Below are 18,137 nucleotides of genomic sequence, written 5' to 3' on the forward strand. Positions count from 1 at the left end.
CCCGCCCGGCCGGCGGTCCGTCAGCCGAAGGCCCTGACGGCCTGGTAGTACGTCCACGCCGTGCTGTCGCAGGCGGTCCTGGTGCCGCCGGCGTAGGCGGCGCAGACGCGCTTGAGGTCCTCGTGGAAGGCGCTGTCGAGGCGGGACTTGTTGGCGGTGAAGGTGCCCGCGGCCTTGTAGTTGCGGTAGCCGAAGTCGTGGCGGGCGCAGGACGCCGAGAAGGGGAAGCCGAACGGGTTGTCCGGCGAGGAGGAGCAGTAGTCGGTGGTCCAGTCGAAGCCGTACGCGGCCCAGGCCGTCCGGTTCGCGCGGGCGGCGGCCCAGAGGCTGTAGCTCGACGCGCTGGTCTGCGTCCAGCTCGCGAGGACCTGGGCCTTGTCCGCCGGTGCGGCCTCGGCGGCGGTGGCCGTGCCGACGGCGGTGGCCACCGCCAGGGCCGAAGCGGCGAGACCGGTGGCGAGTCTGCGGTGCATCCCACACCTCCACGAGACTGCGACCCGCCCTTCGGGTCGCAGGTTCATGACAAGAGGATCGCCGCCTCTCCCCCGTCCCCACACCTGCCGTGGCCTAAGTTCCCCTGAAATGCTGGTGGTTGAAGAAGATCGGAGGGTGAACCTCCGGATCGCCGGGCCGGCCGCCCGGTCGTCCCGCCCTCAGCGGGGCAGCGCGGCGCCCGGCAGCGCGGACCGGCGGGCCGACGGCGCCGGGCAGCGAGTGCGGCGGCGCGGACCGGGCCCCGGCCCGGCGGACGCCGCGTTCACCACGGCAGGCTCTTCAGACGGGCGGCGACCCGGTCGTGGTCCCAGCGGCCGTCGGCGACCACCACCCGGTACCGGTAGGCGAAGGACGCGCCGGGCGGCAGCTCGAACTCCTCGAAGAACGCCCAGGAGAACGCGACCGTCGGGACCGGCTCGGAGCGCACGAACCAGTGCGACGGGTGGATCGCGGACGTACCGTCGAGGTTCTCGGGCGCGTGCGCGAAGACGAGCGTGGAGTGGCCGTCGACCTCGTCGTGTTCGGCGGTGAAGGCGAGCCAGGGGCCCTGGGTGCCCATCAGCCCGCCCGCGTCGGCGCCCTCCGCGGGGACGGTGTCCGGGGCGAGGACCGTGCCGCCGGTGAAGTCCCGCGGACCGCGCCACTGCAGGCCGGTGTAGCCGGCCATCTCCCGGCCGGCCGTGGTCGGGGACCCGAAGGCCAGCGGCGCGTCGCGCACGTTGGTGAGCCGGATCGACCAGTCCAGCACCCAGGAGCCGGTCTCCTCGTCGACCGCGTGCACGGCGATCCCCCGCGCCTCCCGCGCCCACGCGGCACCGTCGTTCGCCACCCAGGTGAGGTCCTCGGTGAAGGCCAGCCGGTCGTCCCCGACCGTGAACGCGGAGAAGCCGTCGTGCCGCATCGACCCGATCCGGTCGGGCAGGGGCAGGTACCCCCGGCCGCGCACGTAGGAGTTGCCGCCCCAGAAGTTCTGCCCGGACAGGTGACTGGCCGTCATCTGCAGGCCCTTGTGCCAGCGGTGGTCGTTCGGGCGGTACCCGGTCACCGTGCGCCCGGCCAGCGTGCGCACCGGGTGGGCGTACGGCTTGCGGGACTCGAAGGGGTCCGGGTCGGGCCGGTAGACGTAGCGCAGGATCTCCGTGCCGTTCGCCGCCGTGACCGTGATGTGCTCGCCGTGGGTGTGGCTGACGCGGATGCTCACGCGTCCTCCCGGGGGGCCCAGTCGGGGTGGCCGCCGTGCATGGCCGCGTAGTAGGGGTCGCCGGGGCCGATCTCGCCGGCGCGCACGGGCCGCCCGGTGAACGCCGCCTTGTACAGGGCGGCGGCGAACTCCAGGGTGCCGCGGGCGTCCCGGCCGCTGCCCGGCGGCCGCGTCCCGCTGTCGTAGGCGTCGAGCAGGGTGCCGAGCTGGGCCGTGTGGGAGCTGGGCACGTCCTGCGCGGGGGTGCGCCAGGCGGCGGCGCGCGCGGGGTCCACGTGCCGGGCCGGGGTGTAGGTCCAGTCGTCGTTGCGGTGTCCGTACAGGTGGGTCAGTTCGACGGTGGCGTCCGCGCAGTCGACGCGGACGCGGCTCACCTCGTCCGGGGAGAGCACGCTGTTGACGACGGTGGCGAGGGCCCCGTTCCGGAAGCGCACCAGCGCCGTCGACACGTCCTCGCTCTCCGTGTCGTGCACCAGCCGCGCGGCCATCGCCCGCACCTCCTCCCACTCGCCGAGCAGGTGGAGCAGCAGGTCGTACTGGTGGATGCCGTGTCCCATGGTCGGCCCGCCGCCCTCGGTGGCCCACCGCCCGCGCCACGGCACCGCGTAGTAGGCGGCGTCGCGGTGCCAGGTGGTCTGGCAGTGCGCGACCAGCGGGGCGCCCAGCTCGCCGCCGGCGATCAGCGCGCGGGCGTGCTCGGCCCCGGAGCCGTAGCGGTGCTGGAAGACGACGGAGGCGTACGCCCCGGACGCCTCCTCCGCCGCGGCGATGTCGTCGTACTCGGCGAGCGACAGGCACAGCGGCTTCTCGCACAGCACCCAGGCACCCGCCTTGAGCGCGGCCACCGTCTGCTCCCGGTGCAGCGCCGGCGGCGTGCCGATCAGCACCAGGTCGGGGCGTACGGCGTCCAGCATGCCGCTCATCGACGTGTACCCGGCGACCTCCTCCCCCGCCAGCGCGCGGAAGGCGTCCAGCCGGCCCTGGTCCACGTCGACGGCGGCGACCAGCTCGGTCCGGTCGGCGTGGGCCCGGAGCGCGGACAGGTGGCTGCCGCTGACGATGGCACCGGTGCCGACCACGGCGACACGGCGGCGGACAGGGGGCAGGGACATGCGGCGCTCCTCGGACGGCCGGCGGACACACGCTCTAGAAAGCGCTTTCACCATTCGGAGGCGACCCTAGGCGGAGGGCCGTGACGGGACAAGCCCTCCGCCCGTAACGGATCATCCGGCAGGGGCCGCGAGGACCGGCGCGCGCGTCCGCGCGCGGGGGGCAGGACGCGGCTCAGGTCCGCGTGGCGGTCCCGCAGTCCGCCCCGCCCGACGCCTCGAGGCGCTGGTCCATCGAGGTGCTCCGGTCGTACGGGTCGACCTCGGAGCCGCCGGCCGGCCCGCCGGCCGCGCGTTCGGCGCCGAACGCGGGGGTGAGGTAGCCGGTGGGGGTGCCGCAGCCGCCGTTGGCGATGTCCGCCTTGTAGGACAGGAGCGAGAACGTGCCCGGCTCGGTGATCACCTTCGCCGGGTCGTCCCAGCTCAGGACGGTCTCGCGGCGCACGATGGTGCGGGCCACCTCGTCGCTCCCGCCGGCGGCGCGCACGACCGGGTAGACGTAGGTGACGTCGGCGGTCACCTCGACCGCGCCGCGCTCGCCCTCCCGGTACGAGACGCGCCCGCGGGTCTTGACCACGTCCCCGGCGAGCCGCACCGACGGGTCGAGACGGCTGAACAGCAGCAGGGGGTCGGCGTCCCGGCCCGGCTCGTCGAACGCGGTCGCCAGGTACTTCCTGACGTCGGCCTGGTGCGGATTGATGAGCGCGATCGCCTTCTGCGGCCGCTCCCCGCGCAGCACACCGGGGTCCAGGCCGGACGCCGCGAGGAAGTCCCGGGTCCGCTCCAGCGCCCGCGCGACCCGCTCCTCGTCCATCCAGCCGGTCGCCCGCGCCGCGGGCACGTGGATGCCCGCCGTCCCGTCGGCCCAGCGCTCCGCCGGCGAGCCGCGGAACGGCCGCTCCGGCGTGGGCAGCCGGGCCGCCGCCTCGGTCGCGGGCGCCTCGCCGGGCCGCTCGGACTCCGCGGCGAGCGGCGTACCGCCGCCCTCCCCTCCGCCGCCGAACCAGTCGACGACCCGCCCCGGGGCCAGGGCCACGAGCAGCAGGGCGACCGCGAGCAGCGGTCCGACCACGTACCGGCCCTTGCCGCGGCGCCGCGGGGCCGGTTCGTGGGTCCGCCACCCCCGGGGCGGGGCGGGCTCCTCCCGCAGCCGCCGCGCCACCGTCCGGGCCCGCGCCGACGGCTCCTCGGGCGCCCCCGGCGTCCCGGCCTCGGCCTCCCGGAGGAAGCGCTCCCACTCCTCGTCCGGTATGGACGCCCCGCCCTTGCCCATGATGCGTTCCCGCCCCTTCCCACGCACCCGGCCCCCCACGGGCCGTTCGATCCATGCGTCGACGACCCGCATCATCACACAGCCCACCGACACCAACGGCCGCACCTGGGCGCTGGTATGACCGACCGTCAGGCACGGACGGCGGGGGGCTTCCGGCGCCACCGGGCGATCCCGGCGGCGGGCGGGCGGGCGGCGCGGACGCCTGCGTCACCGGGAACGGCGGCCGGTGCGGCCCGTGCGGCTCGATCGCCGCGCGGGCCGCACCGGCCGGGTGTCCGCGGGGTGCGCCACGGGTGTCTAGAGGGTGCGCTCCAGGCGGTCCGCCACCAGCTTCACGAACCGCGCGGGCTCCTTCGGCTGGCCGCCCTCGGCGAGCACCGCCAGCGCGTGGAGCAGCTCCGCGGTCTCGGCGAGATCCGCCCGGTCCTCCTGGTCCCCGCGCTCCCGGAACGCCTGGTTCAGGCCCTTCACCAGCAGGTGGTCGGGGTTGAGCTCCAGGATCCGCCGGGTGCGCGGGACCTCCTGGCCCATCGCCCGGTACATGTTCTCCAGGGCCGGGGTGAGGTCGTGCGCGTCGGAGACCAGGCAGGCGGGCGAGGTGGTCAGGCGCGAGGACAGGCGCACCTCCTTGACGTCCTCCTCCAGCCGCTCCGTCATCCAGCCGAGCAGACCGCCGTACTCCTCGGCCTGCTTCTCCCGCTCGCCCTCGGTCTTCTCCTCCCCCGCCGCGTCGAGGTCGATCTCGCCCTTGGCGACGGACCGCAGCCGCTTGCCCTCGAACTCGCCGACGGCGTCCACCCACACCTCGTCGACGGGGTCGGTGAGCAGCAGCACCTCGATGCCCCGGGCGCGGAACGCCTCCATGTGCGGGGAGTTCTCCAGGCTCTGCCGGGAGTCGCCGGTCAGGTAGTAGATGTCCTCCTGGCCGTCCTTCATCCGCTCCACGTAGCTCTTCAGCGTGGTCGGCTCGTCGCCGCGGGTGGTGGCGAAGGACGCGACGGCGAGGAGGGCGTCGCGGTTCTCGGCGTCGGTCACCAGGCCCTCCTTCAGGACGGCCCCGAACTCCCGCCAGAACGTGGCGTACTTGTCGGCGTCCTTGGCCATCAGGTCCTTGACCGTGGACAGGACCTTCTTGGTCAGCCGGCGCTGCATCATCCGGATGTGCCGGTCCTGCTGGAGGATCTCGCGCGACACGTTCAGCGAGAGGTCCTGGGCGTCGACGACGCCCTTGACGAAGCGCAGGTAGGGCGGCAGCAGCGCCTCGCAGTCGTCCATGATGAAGACGCGCTTGACGTACAGCTGCACACCGCGCTGGTAGCCCTGCGTGAACAGGTCGTGCGGGGCGTGGGCGGGGATGAACAGCAGGGACTGGTACTCGAAGGTGCCCTCCGCCTGGAGGCGGATGGTCTCCAGGGGGTCGCGCCAGTCGTGGCTGATGTGCTTGTACAGCTCGTGGTACTCGTCGTCGGAGACCTCGTCGCGCGAGCGCGCCCACAGGGCCTTCTGCGAGTTGAGCGTCTCGGGCCCGGCCGCCTCGCCGTCCTCGCCCGGCCGCGCGGGCAGGAGCCGGACCGGCCAGGTGATGAAGTCCGAGTACCGCTTGACGATCTCCCGGATCTTCCAGGCGGCCGTGTAGTCGTGGAGCTGGTTGTCGGGGTCGGCCGGCTTGAGGTGCAGGGTGACGGCGGTGCCCTGCGGGGCGTCGTCGACGGTCTCCAGGGTGTAGGTGCCCTCGCCGCGGGACGACCAGCGGGTGCCCTCGCCCTCCCCGGCGCGCCGGGTCAGCAGGGTCACCTCGTCGGCCACCATGAAGGCGGAGTAGAAGCCGACGCCGAACTGCCCGATGAGCCCTTCGGCACCGCCCGCGTCCTTGGCCTCCTCGAGCTCCTTCAGGAACTTGGCCGTCCCCGAGTTCGCGATGGTGCCGATGAGCTGCCCGACCTCGTCGTACGACATCCCGATGCCGTTGTCACGGACGGTGAGGGTACGGGCGTCCTGGTCGATCTCGATCTCGATGCGCGGGTCGGACACATCGGCGTCGAGCGTGTCGTCCCGCAGCTTCGCCAGGCGCAGCTTGTCCAGCGCGTCGGAGGCGTTGGAGACGAGCTCGCGCAGGAACACGTCCTTGTTCGAGTAGACCGAGTGGATCATCAGCTGGAGCAGCTGACGTGCCTCTACCTGGAACTCAAACGTTTCGGTCGGCATGGCTGGCGCTTACCTCACAGGTCACAAGTCGCCGGAACTGGTGCCTGTCACTGTAAAACACCATGTCAGTCCGGGTCTCGCGGACGCCCGCGGAGAGGTGGACGACATGTGCCGCGACCGGTCCGCACACCGGTCGCGGCACGACTGCGCCGGACTCAGACCAGATGGGCGAAGACCACCAGGTTCTCCGTGTAGTCCTTGGCCTCGTGGTCGTAGTCGCCGGCGCAGGTGATGAGGCGGACCTGGGCCTGCGGGGTGTCCGCGTACACGCGCTCGTCGGGGAAGTCGTCCTTGGCGAACGACTCCGCGTCGTCGACCACGAAGGTCGCCCGGCTGCCGTCGGCCCTCAGCACGTGGAACCGGTCGCCCTTGTCCAGTTCGCTGAGGCCCGCGAACACGGCGGGGGACGTCGCCGTGTCCACGTGCCCGGCGATGATCGACGTGCCCGCCTCACCGGGCGAGGCGCCCTTGGCGTACCAGCCGACGAGGTTGGTGTCGTCCGCCGGCGGGGGTTCGAGCTGGCCCGACGAGTCGAGGGCGAGGTCGGTGAACGGCGCGTCGACGGAGATCGCGGGGATGAGCAGCCGGGTGGGCCGGGACCGCGGCAGGTGCTTGCCCGCCGGGCCTTTGGACGCGGCCCGGCCGGCCGCCTCCCCCGCGTCGTCGTCCCCCGACCGCGAGGCGCGCGCGGGGAGCTCCGACGCGGCGGCGGCCGGCGGGGCGTGCGGCGCGGGATCGGCGTCCGACGACGCGCGGTGACCGCCGATGAGGCTCACCACCAGCCACAGGGCAGCCAGGCCCCAGAACATCGCCGTCACGCCTCGGCGGGGACTGCGCTGCGGCGGCACCGGGTCGGGGGCGGGAGCGGTAGGAGGGTTGGCTGCCATCGGAAGACCACCTCACTCGGGCACGGCAGCGGACACGACACGCGGAAGGGCGGGCCGGGCCGCCGCCGCACGAGGGGCACGTGCTGCGGCGGCCGCGGCTGCTACGACACCGGGCACGGATCAGGCAACGCCTGCGGCGGCCTTCTTCCGGCGCAGCACGTAGACGCCGGTACCGGCGGCGGCCAGGACGGCGAGTCCGCCCGTGGTGACACCCGGAGCGGCGAGCGCGCCGCCACCCGTGTGCACGCCACCGTGCGGCTTCTCGTGCTTCCAGGAGGAGTCGTCCTTCTTCTCCTCCTCCTTGCTCCAGGACTCGGAGCTGTCGCTGTCCTTCTCCTTGTAGGTCTCCGGGTCGTACTTCGGGTCCTTCGAGGAGCCCCAGTCGTCGCTGTTCAGCAGGGCCAGCGCGCCGCCACCCGTGTGCACGCCGCCGTGCGGCTTGTCCTTGTACTCGTCCTTCTTGTACTCGTCCTTGTCCTCCTCCTTGTACTCGTCGTCCTTGTACTCGTCGTCCTTGTACTCGTCCTTCTTGTCCTCGTCCTTGTACTCGTCGTCCTTGTACTCGTCCTTCTTGTACTCGTCCTTCGACTCCTTCTCGGAGTCGTAGTCCTCCCCGGTCACGGCCGTCAGCGCGCCGCCACCCGTGTGGACACCGCCGTGCGGCTTGTCCTTGTACTCGTCCTTCTTGTCCTCGTCCTTGTACTCGTCGTCCTTGTACTCGTCCTTCTTGTCCTCGTCCTTGTACTCGTCGTCCTTGTACTCGTCCTTCTTGTCCTCGTCCTTGTACTCGTCCTTCTTGTACTCGTCCTTCGACTCCTTCTCGGAGTCGTAGTCCTCCCCGGTCACGGCCGTGAGCGCTCCGCCACCCGTGTGCACACCGCCGTGCGGCTTGTCGTGCTTGCTGTCCTTGTCCTCGTCCTTGCTGTACGAAGAGTCCGAGTGGTCCTCGTCCTTGCTGTAGGAGGAGTCCTTCGAGTGGTCCTCTTCCTTCTTGTAGGAGGAGTCCTTCGAGTGGTCGTCCTCCTTGCCGTAGGAGGAGTCCTTCGAGTGGTCGTCCTCCTTGCTGTAGGAGGAGTCCGAGTGGTCCTGCTCGGCGACGAAGGCGTAGGCGGGAGCGCCGATCGCGAGCGCGGCCGTGGCCGTCGCGGTGGCGAGCAGCATGCGGGCAGAGCGCATTTGAAAGTCCTTCCGTCGCGGCCGCGTCGCTGACGCTTCATCAGCTCGTGTGGGCACGGCCTCGACGTGATCCAACGTCCGTGCTTCCGGCGCTCCGCACCATCCGGGGCGTTCACTCGGGTTACGACACCACTCCTACGGCGGTATCCGGCGCCTCCCGGCGGCGTCGCGGCCGGGGCCCCGCCAGAGGCGAAACCGCCTGGTCGTCCCCGTCGTCTCACAGTCCGGCACGGGGTGAGGACGATCTTCCCCCGGCGACGTGCGCGGGAGGCACCCATGGCGATGGTCGGACTGTTCTGGATCACCGGGGACGCGGTGTACGTGGGCGCGGAGCCCGTCGGGGCGGGTTCCGGGGTCCGGCTGACGAAGGACGGCGTCGAGGTGCTGGAGGCCGGCCGCGGCACCTTCTGGACCTGGGACGACGTGTGCGACATCGAGCCGCTCGACGTCGCGGTGCGGTCCGCCGGGCGGCGGCTCGTCTCGCTGGCCGTCGACGCGCTGACCGCCGCGGTGACCGGGGACGGCGAGTTGCCGCCCGCCTTCACCGTGCGGGTCACCACGGCCGACGCGTCCGTCGAGGCCGCCGTGGCGGCGGCGGTCACCGGCGGGATCTACGGGCCCGTCGAGTACGAGCTGTCCCGCACGCTGCTGAAGCGGCTCGCCCGCGGCACGGCGCGCCTCGGCGACCTGCTCGCCTGGGGCCGCGACCACGCGGCCGACGGCACGCCGGCCCGGGAGGAGCGCGAGACGCTGCTGCTCGCGTGGACCGGCCACACCGGCTGAAATCGCCGCATTCCGGCCGTCGGGGTGCGGCGGTCACCCCCCGGTCGGGGTCCGGAACGGGGGATGGTTAGCATATGAGCGCCACCTAGCTCGAAAGATGGACCTGTGACTGTCAACGACGACTCGTTCACCAACTGGAAGAACCGCGAGGAGATCGCGGAATCGATGATCCCGATCATCGGGAGGCTGCACCGGGAGCGGGACGTCACCGTCCTCCTCCACAGCCGCTCCCTGGTGAACAAGTCGGTGGTCAGCATCCTCAAGACCCACCGGTTCGCCCGGCAGATCGCCGGTGAGGAGCTGTCCGTCACCGAGACGATGCCGTTCCTCCAGGCGCTCACGGCGCTCGACCTGGGTCCGTCCCAGATCGACATCGGCATGCTGGCCGCGACGTACCGCGGCGACGACCGCGGCCTGACGGTGCACGAGTTCACCGCCGAGGCCGTCGCGGGCGCCACCGGCGCCAACAAGATCGAGCGCCGCGAGCCGCGCGACGTCGTCCTGTACGGCTTCGGCCGCATCGGCCGGCTCGTGGCCCGCCTGCTCATCGAGAAGGCCGGTTCCGGCAACGGCCTGCGGCTGCGCGCCATCGTGGTGCGCGGCGGCGGGGAGCAGGACATCGTCAAGCGCGCCTCGCTGCTGCGCCGCGACTCCATCCACGGCCAGTTCCAGGGCACGATCACCGTCGACGAGGCGACCAGCACGATCCTCGCCAACGGCAACGAGATCAAGGTGATCTACGCGAACGACCCGTCCGAGGTCGACTACACCGCGTACGGCATCACCGACGCGATCCTCATCGACAACACCGGCAAGTGGCGCGACCGCGAGGGCCTTTCGCAGCACCTGCGCCCCGGGATCGACAAGGTCGTCCTGACCGCGCCGGGCAAGGGCGACGTCCCGAACATCGTGCACGGCGTCAACCACGCCACCATCAAGCCGGACGAGCGGATCCTGTCCTGCGCGTCCTGCACCACGAACGCGATCGTCCCGCCGCTGAAGGCGATGGAGGACGAGTTCGGCGTGCTGCGCGGTCACGTGGAGACCGTCCACTCGTTCACCAACGACCAGAACCTGCTGGACAATTACCACAAGTCCGAGCGCCGCGGCCGCAGTGCGCCGCTGAACATGGTCATCACCGAGACGGGTGCCGCCTCGGCCGTCGCCAAGGCGCTGCCCGACCTGAAGGCGAAGATCACCGGCAGCTCGATCCGCGTTCCGGTGCCGGACGTGTCGATCGCGATCCTCAACCTCCAACTGGCCCGCGAGACCACCCGCGAGGAGGTCCTCGACTACCTGCGGGGCGTCTCGCTGACCTCGCCGCTCAAGCGTCAGATCGACTTCATCAGCGCTCCCGACGCGGTCTCCAGCGACTTCATCGGCTCGCGCCACGCCTCGATCGTCGACGCCGGCGCGACCAAGGTCGAGGGCGACAACGCGATCCTGTACCTCTGGTACGACAACGAGTTCGGCTACTCCTGCCAGGTGATCCGGGTCGTCCAGCACGTCTCGGGCGTGGAGTACCCGACGTACCCGGCGCCCGCGGTCTGATCCCCCGGCTGCCCGTCCGCCGTCGAGGCGGGCGGGCGGCGGTGGGGGGCGGCCGATCCGGATGAGGGGTCCGGCCGCCCTCCCGCCGCCCTCGCGGGCCGCTACGCGCCCGTCTTCGGCAGGCCCGGCGGGTTGATCTCCGACTCGGTCACGGCCTCGTCCGACAGGCCCCAGCGCTCCAGCACCTTCGCGTACGTGCCGTTGTCGACGACCTCGTCGAGCGCGCCGGCGAGCGCCTTCACCAGGCCGTTGTCCTTCTTGGTCGTGGCGGCGATGAGGCCCTGCAGTTCGGCCCCGGCGCCGGAGTAGGTGCCGACGACCTCCGTCTTCCCGGTGGCGGCCGCGTGGTAGGCCGCGGTCGGGTTGGGGCCGAGGTAGAGGTCGATGCGGCCGGACTGCAGGGCGAGGTAGGTGTCGCTGTCGTTCTGGTAGTACTTGATGTCGACCGGCTTCCGGCCGGCCTTCTCGTTCGCCTTGCTCCACTCGATGAGCAGCTTCTCCTGGTTGGTGCCGCTGGAGACGGCGACCGTCCGGCCCGCCACGTCCTCCGGCCCGTCGATCGTCAGGCCGCTGCCCTTCTTCGCCTCGAAGCCGAGGTTGTCCTCGCGGTAGGTGGCGAAGTCGTACTTCTCCTTGCGCTCCTCGGTGACGGTGATGTTGCTGAAGCCGACGTCGTACTTGCCGCTGTCCAGGCCGACGAAGATGTTCTCCCAGGACACCGTGTTGAGACGTACCTTCAGGCCGAGGACGTCGCCGACCAGGTGGGCGATGTCGGGTTCGACGCCGATCACGGTCCGGTCGTCGGTGGCGTGGAAGGTCAGCGGCGCGGCGGAGCCGGAGGAGGCCACCACCTCCAGGGTCCCTCTCTTGCGGATCCTCTCGGGGACCTGGGCGGCTATGGAGTCGACCTTCTCGGTTCTGACGCGGTCCTGGTCCGGGGTGAGGTTGAGCTTGGCCCGGGTGCCCTTGCCGTCCTTGACCTCGGCGGTGCCGCCGTCGGAGGGGTCGGCGCAGGCGCCGAGCAGGAGGGCGGTGGCGAGTCCGAGGGCGGCTGCGGCGCCGCGGCGGCGGTTGAGGGTGGGCACGGTCGTTCTCCTTGCGTACGGGGTGGGAGGGAGCGGTCGGTCAGAGGACCTTGGAGAGGAAGGCGCGGGTGCGTTCGTGCCGCGGGGCGTCCAGGACGGCCGCGGGCGGCCCCTGCTCCACGACGACTCCGCCGTCCATGAACACCACGGTGTCGGCGACCTCGCGGGCGAAGCCGATCTCGTGGGTCACGACGATCATGGTGGTGCCGGCGCGGGCGAGGTCCTTGATGACGTCGAGGACCTCGCCGACCAGCTCCGGGTCGAGCGCCGAGGTGGGCTCGTCGAAGAGCAGCACCTTCGGTTCCAGGGCGAGCGCGCGGGCGATGGCCACCCGCTGCTGCTGGCCGCCGGAGAGCTGCCGCGGGTAGGCGTCCGCCTTGCCGGCGAGACCGACCCGGGCCAGGAGCCGGCGGGCCGTCTCCTGCGCCTGCCGGCGCGGGCGGCGCAGCGCGGAGACGGGGGCCTCCATGAGGTTCTCCAGCACGGTCAGGTGCGGGAAGAGGTGGAAGTCCTGGAAGACGAACCCGATGTGGGTGCGCTGCTTGAGGACGTCCTTCTCCCTCAGCTCGTGCAGCCTGCCGCCGGAGCGGCGGTAGCCGATGAGCTCGCCGTCGATGCCGATCCAGCCGCGGTCCACCTTCTCCAGGTGGTTGATGGTGCGAAGCAGCGTGGACTTGCCCGAACCGGAGGGGCCGAGGACGACGGTGACCTCGCCGGCGTGCACCGTGAGGTCGACGCCGCGCAGCACGGGGAGCGGACCGAAGCTCTTGTGGACGCCGCGGACGTCCACCATCACCTGGCTCATCGGCTGCCTCCGAGGGGCTCGGCGGGGACGGCGGGCCGGTCGTCGCGGTCGGCCGCGGCGCGCAGCCGCGCGGCGAGATTCCGTGCCCGCCGCAGCGGGCCGGGCGGCGGGGTGCGGTCGGTGCCGCGGGCGAAGCGGCGTTCCACGTAGTACTGGGCGACCGACAGCACGGAGGTGAGCACCACGTACCAGAAGGTGGCGACGAGCAGCAGCGGGATCACCCGGCCGTTGCGGCCGTAGATCACCTGCACCTGGTAGAACAGCTCGCCGATGGACATCACGTAGACCACCGAGGTGCCCTTGAGCAGGCCGATGATCTCGTTGCCGGCCGTGGGCAGGATGGCGCGCATGGCCTGCGGCAGCACGATCCGGCGGATCTGCCGCAGCCGGGGGATGCCCAGCGCGGCGGCGGCCTCCAGCTGGCCCGGGTCGACGGAGAGGACACCGCCGCGCACGATCTCGGCGGCGTAGGCGGCCTGATGCAGCGTCAGGCCGATGACGGCGGCGCCGATGGTCCCGATGAGGCTGTTGCTGTCGACGGACCAGAACACCGGTCCGAAGGGGATGCCGACGCCCAACTCCCGGTACAGCGCGCTCAGGTTGAACCAGAACACCAGCTGGACGATCATCGGGATGGACCGGAAGACCCAGACGTAGGCCCAGGCGACGGTCCGCAGCACCGGGCTGCGCGACAGCCGCATGAACGCGAGCACGGTGCCGAGGAGGAAGCCGAGCACCGTGGCGTAGGCGGTGAGCTGGAGCGTCACCCACACCGCCTGGACGATCGTCTCGGACAGCACGTAGTCGGCGAAGACGCCCCATTCCCAGACCGGGTTGGTGGCCAGGCCGTGCACGAACTGGGCGATCAGTACGGCCACGGCGACCGCCGCGGCCCACCGGGCGTAGTGGCGGACGGGCACGACCTTCAGCGCGGCCGGGTCCTGGCCGGCCGGCGGGGCCGTCGCGGGGAGGGCCCCGCCCGGTGGCGCGGCGGCGGGGTCGGTGGTGAGTCCCATGGGGGTTCCTGCTTACGTGGTGGTGCCGGGGTCGGCGGACGGCGTGGCCGGGGCGGTCAGGTGCTTCTCGAAGGGCAGCGGGCCGATGGTCTCCGGGTCGGCCTCGGTGTCGAACAGGGGCGTGTAGCCGGTGGCCAGGTACAGGGCGCGGGCCTCGGGCTGGCGCGGGCCGGTGGTGAGGTAGGCCCGCCGGTAGCCGCGGGCGCGTGCCTCGCGCTCCAGTTCGGCGACGACGCGGCGGGCGAGGCCGCGCCGGCGGTGGGCGGAGTGCGTCCAGATCCGCTTCAGCTCGGCGGTGCGGGCGTCGTACCGGCGGAAGGCGCCGCCCGCGACGGGCTCGCCGTGCTCCAGGAGCAGGAGCAGCACGCCGCCGTGCGGTGCGGTGAACTCCTCGTCGGGGTAGCGGGCGAGTTCGGCGTGGGCGTCCCTGCCGTAGCGGCGGGAGTACTCGTCGCCGAGTTCGCGCAGCAGGGGCCGCACCCGGGGGTCGGCGACCGGGACGCGGACGACCGTCAGCTCGGGGGCGGACGTCATGCGGGGACCTCCGCCGGGGTGGTGCGGGCCGCGCGCTCGGCGTCGCGCCTGGCGACCTCCTCGCGGACCAGCGGGATGACGTACCGGCCGAAGTCGATCGCGTCGTCCAGCAGGTCGTAGCCGCGGGCGGAGATGATGTCGACGCCGAGGTCGTAGTAGTCGAGCAGTGCCGCGGCGACCGTCTCCGGGGTGCCGACCAGGGCGTTGGAGTTGCCCGCGCCGCCGGTCGCGGCGGCGGTCGGGGTCCACAGGGCCCGGTCGTAGCGCTCCCCTTCCTCGGCGATGGCGAGCAGCCGACGGGAGCCGGTGTTCTCGGGGGCTCCGGTGCGGTGGCGCCGCGTGAGTCCGGTGCCGGCCCGCTCCCGGATGGCGCCGACCGTGCGGTGGGCCTTCTCCCAGGCCAGCTCCTCGGTCGGGGCGATGATCGGGCGGAACGCGACCTGGATGCGCGGCACGTCGGTGCGGCCCGCGGCCCGGGCGGCGGCCTTCACGGCCTCGATCTGCTCGGCGGTCCTCGCCAGCGGCTCGCCCCACAGGCAGTAGATGTCGGCCTCCGCGCCGCCGGCGGCGTACGCGGCGGGCGAGGAGCCGCCGAACGACACGTCCGGGCGGGGCTGCTGGACGGGGAAGACGTCGCTGACGAAGTCGTGGAAGCGGTAGTGCTCGCCCTCGTGGTCGAAGGGCTCGCGGGTCGTCCAGATCTTCTTGACGATGCCGATGTACTCGCGGGTGCGGGCGTAGCGCTCGTCCTTGGTGAGGGTGTCGCCCTCGCGGCGCTGCTCGTGGTCGCTGCCGCCGGTGATGAAGTGCACGGTCAGCCGGCCGTCGCTGATCCGGTCGAGGGTGGCGAAGGTCTTGGCGGCGAAGGTGGGGTACGAGACGTTGGGCCGGTGGGCGAGCAGGATCTGGAGGCGTTCCAGCCGGCTCGCGAGGAACGCGGCGGCCGGTGCGGGGTCCGGCGACCCGGAGCCGTAGGCGAACAGCACCCGGTCCCAGCCGTGGTCCTCGTGCGCCCGGGCGAGCCGGAGCGTGTACTCCTTGTCGAAGGCGGCGCCGGAGCGCGGGGTGGTCTCGGAGCCGTCGTGGGTGGCGGCGATGCCGAGGAATTCCACGGGCATGGGGACATCTCCTGGCGTGTGGTCGGGGGACGGCCGGGGCGCGGGCTCAGCCGGGACGGAAGGAGGCGGGCGCCTTCGGGCGGCCGGGGCCGGATGCCGGCCGGGTGCGCCCGGCGGGCCGGCCCGCGGGTCCCTGCGGGTGAGGAGCCGCTCCGCGGGCCGGAGCCGCCGGACAGCCGGGCGTCTGCGGACGCCGGCCGGGGCGGGGCACGGGGGCGGGAGGGGTGCGGCGAGGGGCGGGTCCGCGGCGGCGCGGCGGGGTCCGGCTCCGCACCGCGACGGCGCCGGGCCCCGGGGCCGCGGCGGGGCTCAGCTACACACGGCGGTGGCGACGCGCATCAGGTCGATGGCCCGCCGCCGGTGAAAACGCTGGAAGATCCGCATACGGGGGAACCTAATCAGGGGCCACAGGGCGGTCAAGGCGGGCGGGGAGCGTCCGCCCGCACTGCAATGACACGTTCGCGGGCTCGCCATGTGCGTGTTACAAGGCGGGCCCGGCGCGGCGGTGAATCGAGTCACCCCCTCCCTTGCCCGGCCTCCGGGTCCCCCGTAGCCTGCATTTGTGCCGCAAATAAACAAAACCCGATCGCACAGCGTCGTGCCGGGCCACGGCAGCGACCTCACCCGTCTCCGCATCGCCCTGACCGTCTTCTTCGCCCTGGACGGCTTCGTCTTCGCCGGCTGGGTCGTGCGCATCCCCGCCGTCAAGGAGCAGACCGGCGCCTCCGCCAGCGCCCTCGGGCTCGCCCTCCTCGGCGTCTCCGCCGGAGCGGTCGTCACCATGACGCTCACCGGACGCCTGTGCCGCCGCTTCGGCAACCACCGGGTCACCGTCGTCTGCGCCGTCCTCCTCTCCCTCAGCGTCACGCTGCCCCCGCTCACCCACTCCGTCCTCGCCCTCGGTGCCGTCCTGCTGCTCTTCGGCGCCGCGTACGGCGGCATCAACGTCGCCTTCAACAGCGCCGCCGTCGACCTGGTGGCCGCCCTGCGGCGGCCGGTCATGCCCAGCTTCCACGCCGCCTTCAGCCTGGGCGGCATGATCGGCGCCGGGCTCGGCGCGCTGGTCGCGGGCTCCCTCTCCCCCGCCCGGCACCTGCTGGGCCTCGCCGTCGTCGGGCTGCTGGTAACCGCCGTCGCGGGACGCACGCTGCTGCGCCACGAGCCGCCCGTGCCGCCGGACCGGACCCGGTCGCGGGCCGCCGGCGCCCCGCGCCGCACGGACCGCCGCACCCGCGCCCTCGTGATCGTCTTCGGCCTGATCGCCCTGTGCACCGCCTACGGCGAGGGCGCCCTGGCCGACTGGGGCGTCCTGCACCTCGAACAGGACCTGGGCGCCTCACCGGGTGCCGCGGCCGTCGGCTACTCCTGCTTCGCGCTGGCCATGACGGTGGGGCGGCTGACCGGGACGACCCTGCTCGAACGGCTCGGCCGGACCCGGACCGTGGTCGCGGGCGGCGCCACCGCGGCGGCCGGGATGCTGCTCGGCTCGCTCGCCCCGTCCCTCTGGGCGGCCCTGCTCGGGTACGCCGTCACGGGGATCGGCCTGGCCAACCTCTTCCCGGTGGCCGTCGAACGGGCCGGCACGCTCGCCGGTCCCAGCGGGGTCGCGGTCGCCTCCACGCTCGGCTACGGCGGCATGCTGCTCGGGCCGCCCGCGATCGGGTTCATGGCGGACTGGTTCACCCTGCCGGCCGCGCTCACCAGCGTGGCGGTGCTCGCGGGCGTCGCCGCGGTCATCGGCTTCACGACGCGGCGGGCGGCCGGGGGCTGACGGGCGCGGGGCGGCCGGGGCGGCCCCTCCCGGACCCGCGCCGGCCGGCGTCCGACGCGCGGACCGGCCCGGACTCCGTCCGCCCGGCTCGTGAACCACCTGATCGACACCGCTCCGACGTGGGTACCCGGTCTCCGGCCGTGGCCCCCCGGCCCCACATCGGGGGCACGCACCACGAAGGAGGCTGACCCGTGACCGAGCAGCAGCAGGACCCCACCGAGCAGCACCCGCAGCCCGAGTTCCCCTCCCAGGACCAGCCGCACCCGGGCTGGACCGGGCCCATGGACCCGCCCCCGGACCACGGCGAGGAGTCCTACCGGGGCACCGGTCGGCTGGCGGACCGCAAGGCCGTGATCACCGGCGGCGACTCGGGGATCGGACGGGCGGTGGCCCTGGCGTTCGCCCGTGAGGGGGCCGACGTCCTCTTCACCTACCTGGAGGACGAGAAGGACGACGCCGCCGAGACGGTCCGGCTGGTCGAGGAGGCCGGACGGCGCGCCGTGGCCGTCTCGTGCGACATCCGCGAGGAGGAGAACTGCCGGGCGCTGATCGAGCGCGCCGTGGACGAGTTCGGCCGGATCGACGTCCTGGTGAACAACGCGGCGTACCAGATGTCGCAGCCGGACGGCATCGAGGCGATCTCCACCGAGCAGTTCGACCGGGTGATGCGCACCAACCTGTACGGCATGTTCTGGCTGTGCAAGTTCGCCCTGGCGCACATGCCGGAGGGCGGCAGCATCATCAACTCGACCTCGGTGCAGGCGTACAAGCCGAGCCCGCACCTGCTGGACTACGCGACGACCAAGGGCGCGATCGTCACCTTCACGCAGGGGCTGGCGCAGATGGTGATCGACCGGGGCATCCGGGTGAACGCCGTGGCGCCCGGCCCGGTGTGGACGCCGCTGATCCCGGCGACCATGCCGGACACGCAGGAGTTCGGCAAGCAGGCGCCCATCGGCCGGCCCGCCCAGCCCGCCGAGATGGCCCCGGCGTACGTCTTCCTCGCCTCGCAGGAGGCGTCGTACATCACCGCGGAGATCCTCAACGCGACGGGCGGTACGCCGCTGCCGTAGCGGGGCGCACCCCGGCCGTGGGCCGGCCCGGCCCCGAAACCCCTTGTTCCGGAGC

The 18,137-nt window shown here is 72.7% G+C and carries 16 protein-coding genes; 4 read left to right on the top strand and 12 right to left on the bottom strand.

Annotation, left to right across the window (positions count from 1 at the left end):
• Window positions 1-20: 20 nt before the first annotated feature.
• The 7 genes from ACIF8T_RS11225 to ACIF8T_RS11255 form a co-directional block, all read right to left on the bottom strand.
• Window positions 21-473, bottom strand: coding sequence for a phospholipase (locus ACIF8T_RS11225; RefSeq protein ID WP_400033543.1), 453 nt, complete (start codon window positions 471-473; stop codon window positions 21-23).
• A 284-nt stretch (window positions 474-757) separates the two neighbouring features.
• Window positions 758-1,696: a PmoA family protein gene (locus tag ACIF8T_RS11230; RefSeq protein WP_400033545.1), complete on the bottom strand. Its 939-nt coding sequence runs from the start codon at window positions 1,694-1,696 to the stop codon at window positions 758-760.
• On the bottom strand, window positions 1,693-2,808 hold the full coding sequence (locus ACIF8T_RS11235; protein WP_400033547.1) for a Gfo/Idh/MocA family protein: 1,116 nt from the start codon (window positions 2,806-2,808) through the stop codon (window positions 1,693-1,695). The genes ACIF8T_RS11230 and ACIF8T_RS11235 overlap by 4 nt, the downstream gene beginning before the upstream one ends.
• Window positions 2,809-2,980: 172 nt before the next feature.
• Window positions 2,981-4,078: a hypothetical protein gene (locus ACIF8T_RS11240; RefSeq protein WP_400033929.1), complete on the bottom strand. Its 1,098-nt coding sequence runs from the start codon at window positions 4,076-4,078 to the stop codon at window positions 2,981-2,983.
• Between the two features lie 297 nt (window positions 4,079-4,375).
• Window positions 4,376-6,283: a molecular chaperone HtpG gene (gene htpG / locus ACIF8T_RS11245; protein ID WP_400033549.1), complete on the bottom strand. Its 1,908-nt coding sequence runs from the start codon at window positions 6,281-6,283 to the stop codon at window positions 4,376-4,378.
• 155 nt (window positions 6,284-6,438) lie between these two features.
• Window positions 6,439-7,170, bottom strand: a complete 732-nt coding sequence (locus ACIF8T_RS11250) for a class F sortase (protein WP_400033551.1) — start codon at window positions 7,168-7,170, stop codon at window positions 6,439-6,441.
• Between the two features lie 120 nt (window positions 7,171-7,290).
• Complete coding sequence (locus ACIF8T_RS11255; RefSeq protein WP_400033553.1) at window positions 7,291-8,346, bottom strand: hypothetical protein; 1,056 nt, start codon at window positions 8,344-8,346, stop codon at window positions 7,291-7,293.
• Between the two features lie 276 nt (window positions 8,347-8,622).
• On the opposite strand from ACIF8T_RS11255, the gene ACIF8T_RS11260 reads away from it, so the two are divergent.
• Together ACIF8T_RS11260 and ACIF8T_RS11265 are read left to right on the top strand one after the other, a co-directional pair.
• On the top strand, window positions 8,623-9,129 hold the full coding sequence (locus ACIF8T_RS11260) for a hypothetical protein (RefSeq protein WP_400033555.1): 507 nt from the start codon (window positions 8,623-8,625) through the stop codon (window positions 9,127-9,129).
• Between the two features lie 105 nt (window positions 9,130-9,234).
• Window positions 9,235-10,680 carry a glyceraldehyde-3-phosphate dehydrogenase gene (locus ACIF8T_RS11265; protein WP_400033557.1) on the top strand — a complete coding sequence of 482 codons (1,446 nt, stop codon included), beginning with the start codon at window positions 9,235-9,237 and terminating at the stop codon, window positions 10,678-10,680.
• Between the two features lie 101 nt (window positions 10,681-10,781).
• Here ACIF8T_RS11265 and ACIF8T_RS11270 read toward each other — a convergent pair whose 3' ends face one another.
• The 5 genes from ACIF8T_RS11270 to ACIF8T_RS11290 are packed head-to-tail and all read right to left on the bottom strand — an operon-like array spanning window position 10,782 to window position 15,238.
• Window positions 10,782-11,765 carry an ABC transporter substrate-binding protein gene (locus ACIF8T_RS11270; protein WP_400033559.1) on the bottom strand — a complete coding sequence of 328 codons (984 nt, stop codon included), beginning with the start codon at window positions 11,763-11,765 and terminating at the stop codon, window positions 10,782-10,784.
• Between the two features lie 40 nt (window positions 11,766-11,805).
• The gene (locus ACIF8T_RS11275; protein ID WP_400033561.1) at window positions 11,806-12,570 is read right to left on the bottom strand and encodes an amino acid ABC transporter ATP-binding protein; all 765 of its coding nucleotides are present in this window, start codon (window positions 12,568-12,570) and stop codon (window positions 11,806-11,808) included.
• The gene (locus tag ACIF8T_RS11280) at window positions 12,567-13,586 is read right to left on the bottom strand and encodes an amino acid ABC transporter permease (protein ID WP_400033563.1); all 1,020 of its coding nucleotides are present in this window, start codon (window positions 13,584-13,586) and stop codon (window positions 12,567-12,569) included. Before ACIF8T_RS11280 ends, ACIF8T_RS11275 begins: the two co-directional genes overlap by 4 nt.
• A 12-nt stretch (window positions 13,587-13,598) precedes the next feature.
• Window positions 13,599-14,120 carry a GNAT family N-acetyltransferase gene (locus tag ACIF8T_RS11285; protein WP_400033565.1) on the bottom strand — a complete coding sequence of 174 codons (522 nt, stop codon included), beginning with the start codon at window positions 14,118-14,120 and terminating at the stop codon, window positions 13,599-13,601.
• Entirely contained in the window at window positions 14,117-15,238 is a 1,122-nt protein-coding gene (locus ACIF8T_RS11290) for an LLM class flavin-dependent oxidoreductase (RefSeq protein WP_400033567.1), read from the bottom strand. Before ACIF8T_RS11290 ends, ACIF8T_RS11285 begins: the two co-directional genes overlap by 4 nt.
• Window positions 15,239-15,836: 598 nt before the next feature.
• Here ACIF8T_RS11290 and ACIF8T_RS11295 point away from each other — a divergent pair.
• A complete protein-coding gene (locus ACIF8T_RS11295) occupies window positions 15,837-17,009 on the top strand; it encodes an MFS transporter (RefSeq protein ID WP_400033931.1) in 1,173 nt (390 codons plus the stop codon).
• A 191-nt stretch (window positions 17,010-17,200) separates the two neighbouring features.
• Window positions 17,201-18,082, top strand: a complete 882-nt coding sequence (locus tag ACIF8T_RS11300; protein ID WP_400033569.1) for an SDR family oxidoreductase — start codon at window positions 17,201-17,203, stop codon at window positions 18,080-18,082.
• Window positions 18,083-18,137: the final 55 nt, after the last annotated feature.

The sequence above is a fragment of the Streptomyces sp. NPDC085946 genome (assembly GCF_044540485.1).
Classification (GTDB): domain Bacteria; phylum Actinomycetota; class Actinomycetes; order Streptomycetales; family Streptomycetaceae; genus Streptomyces.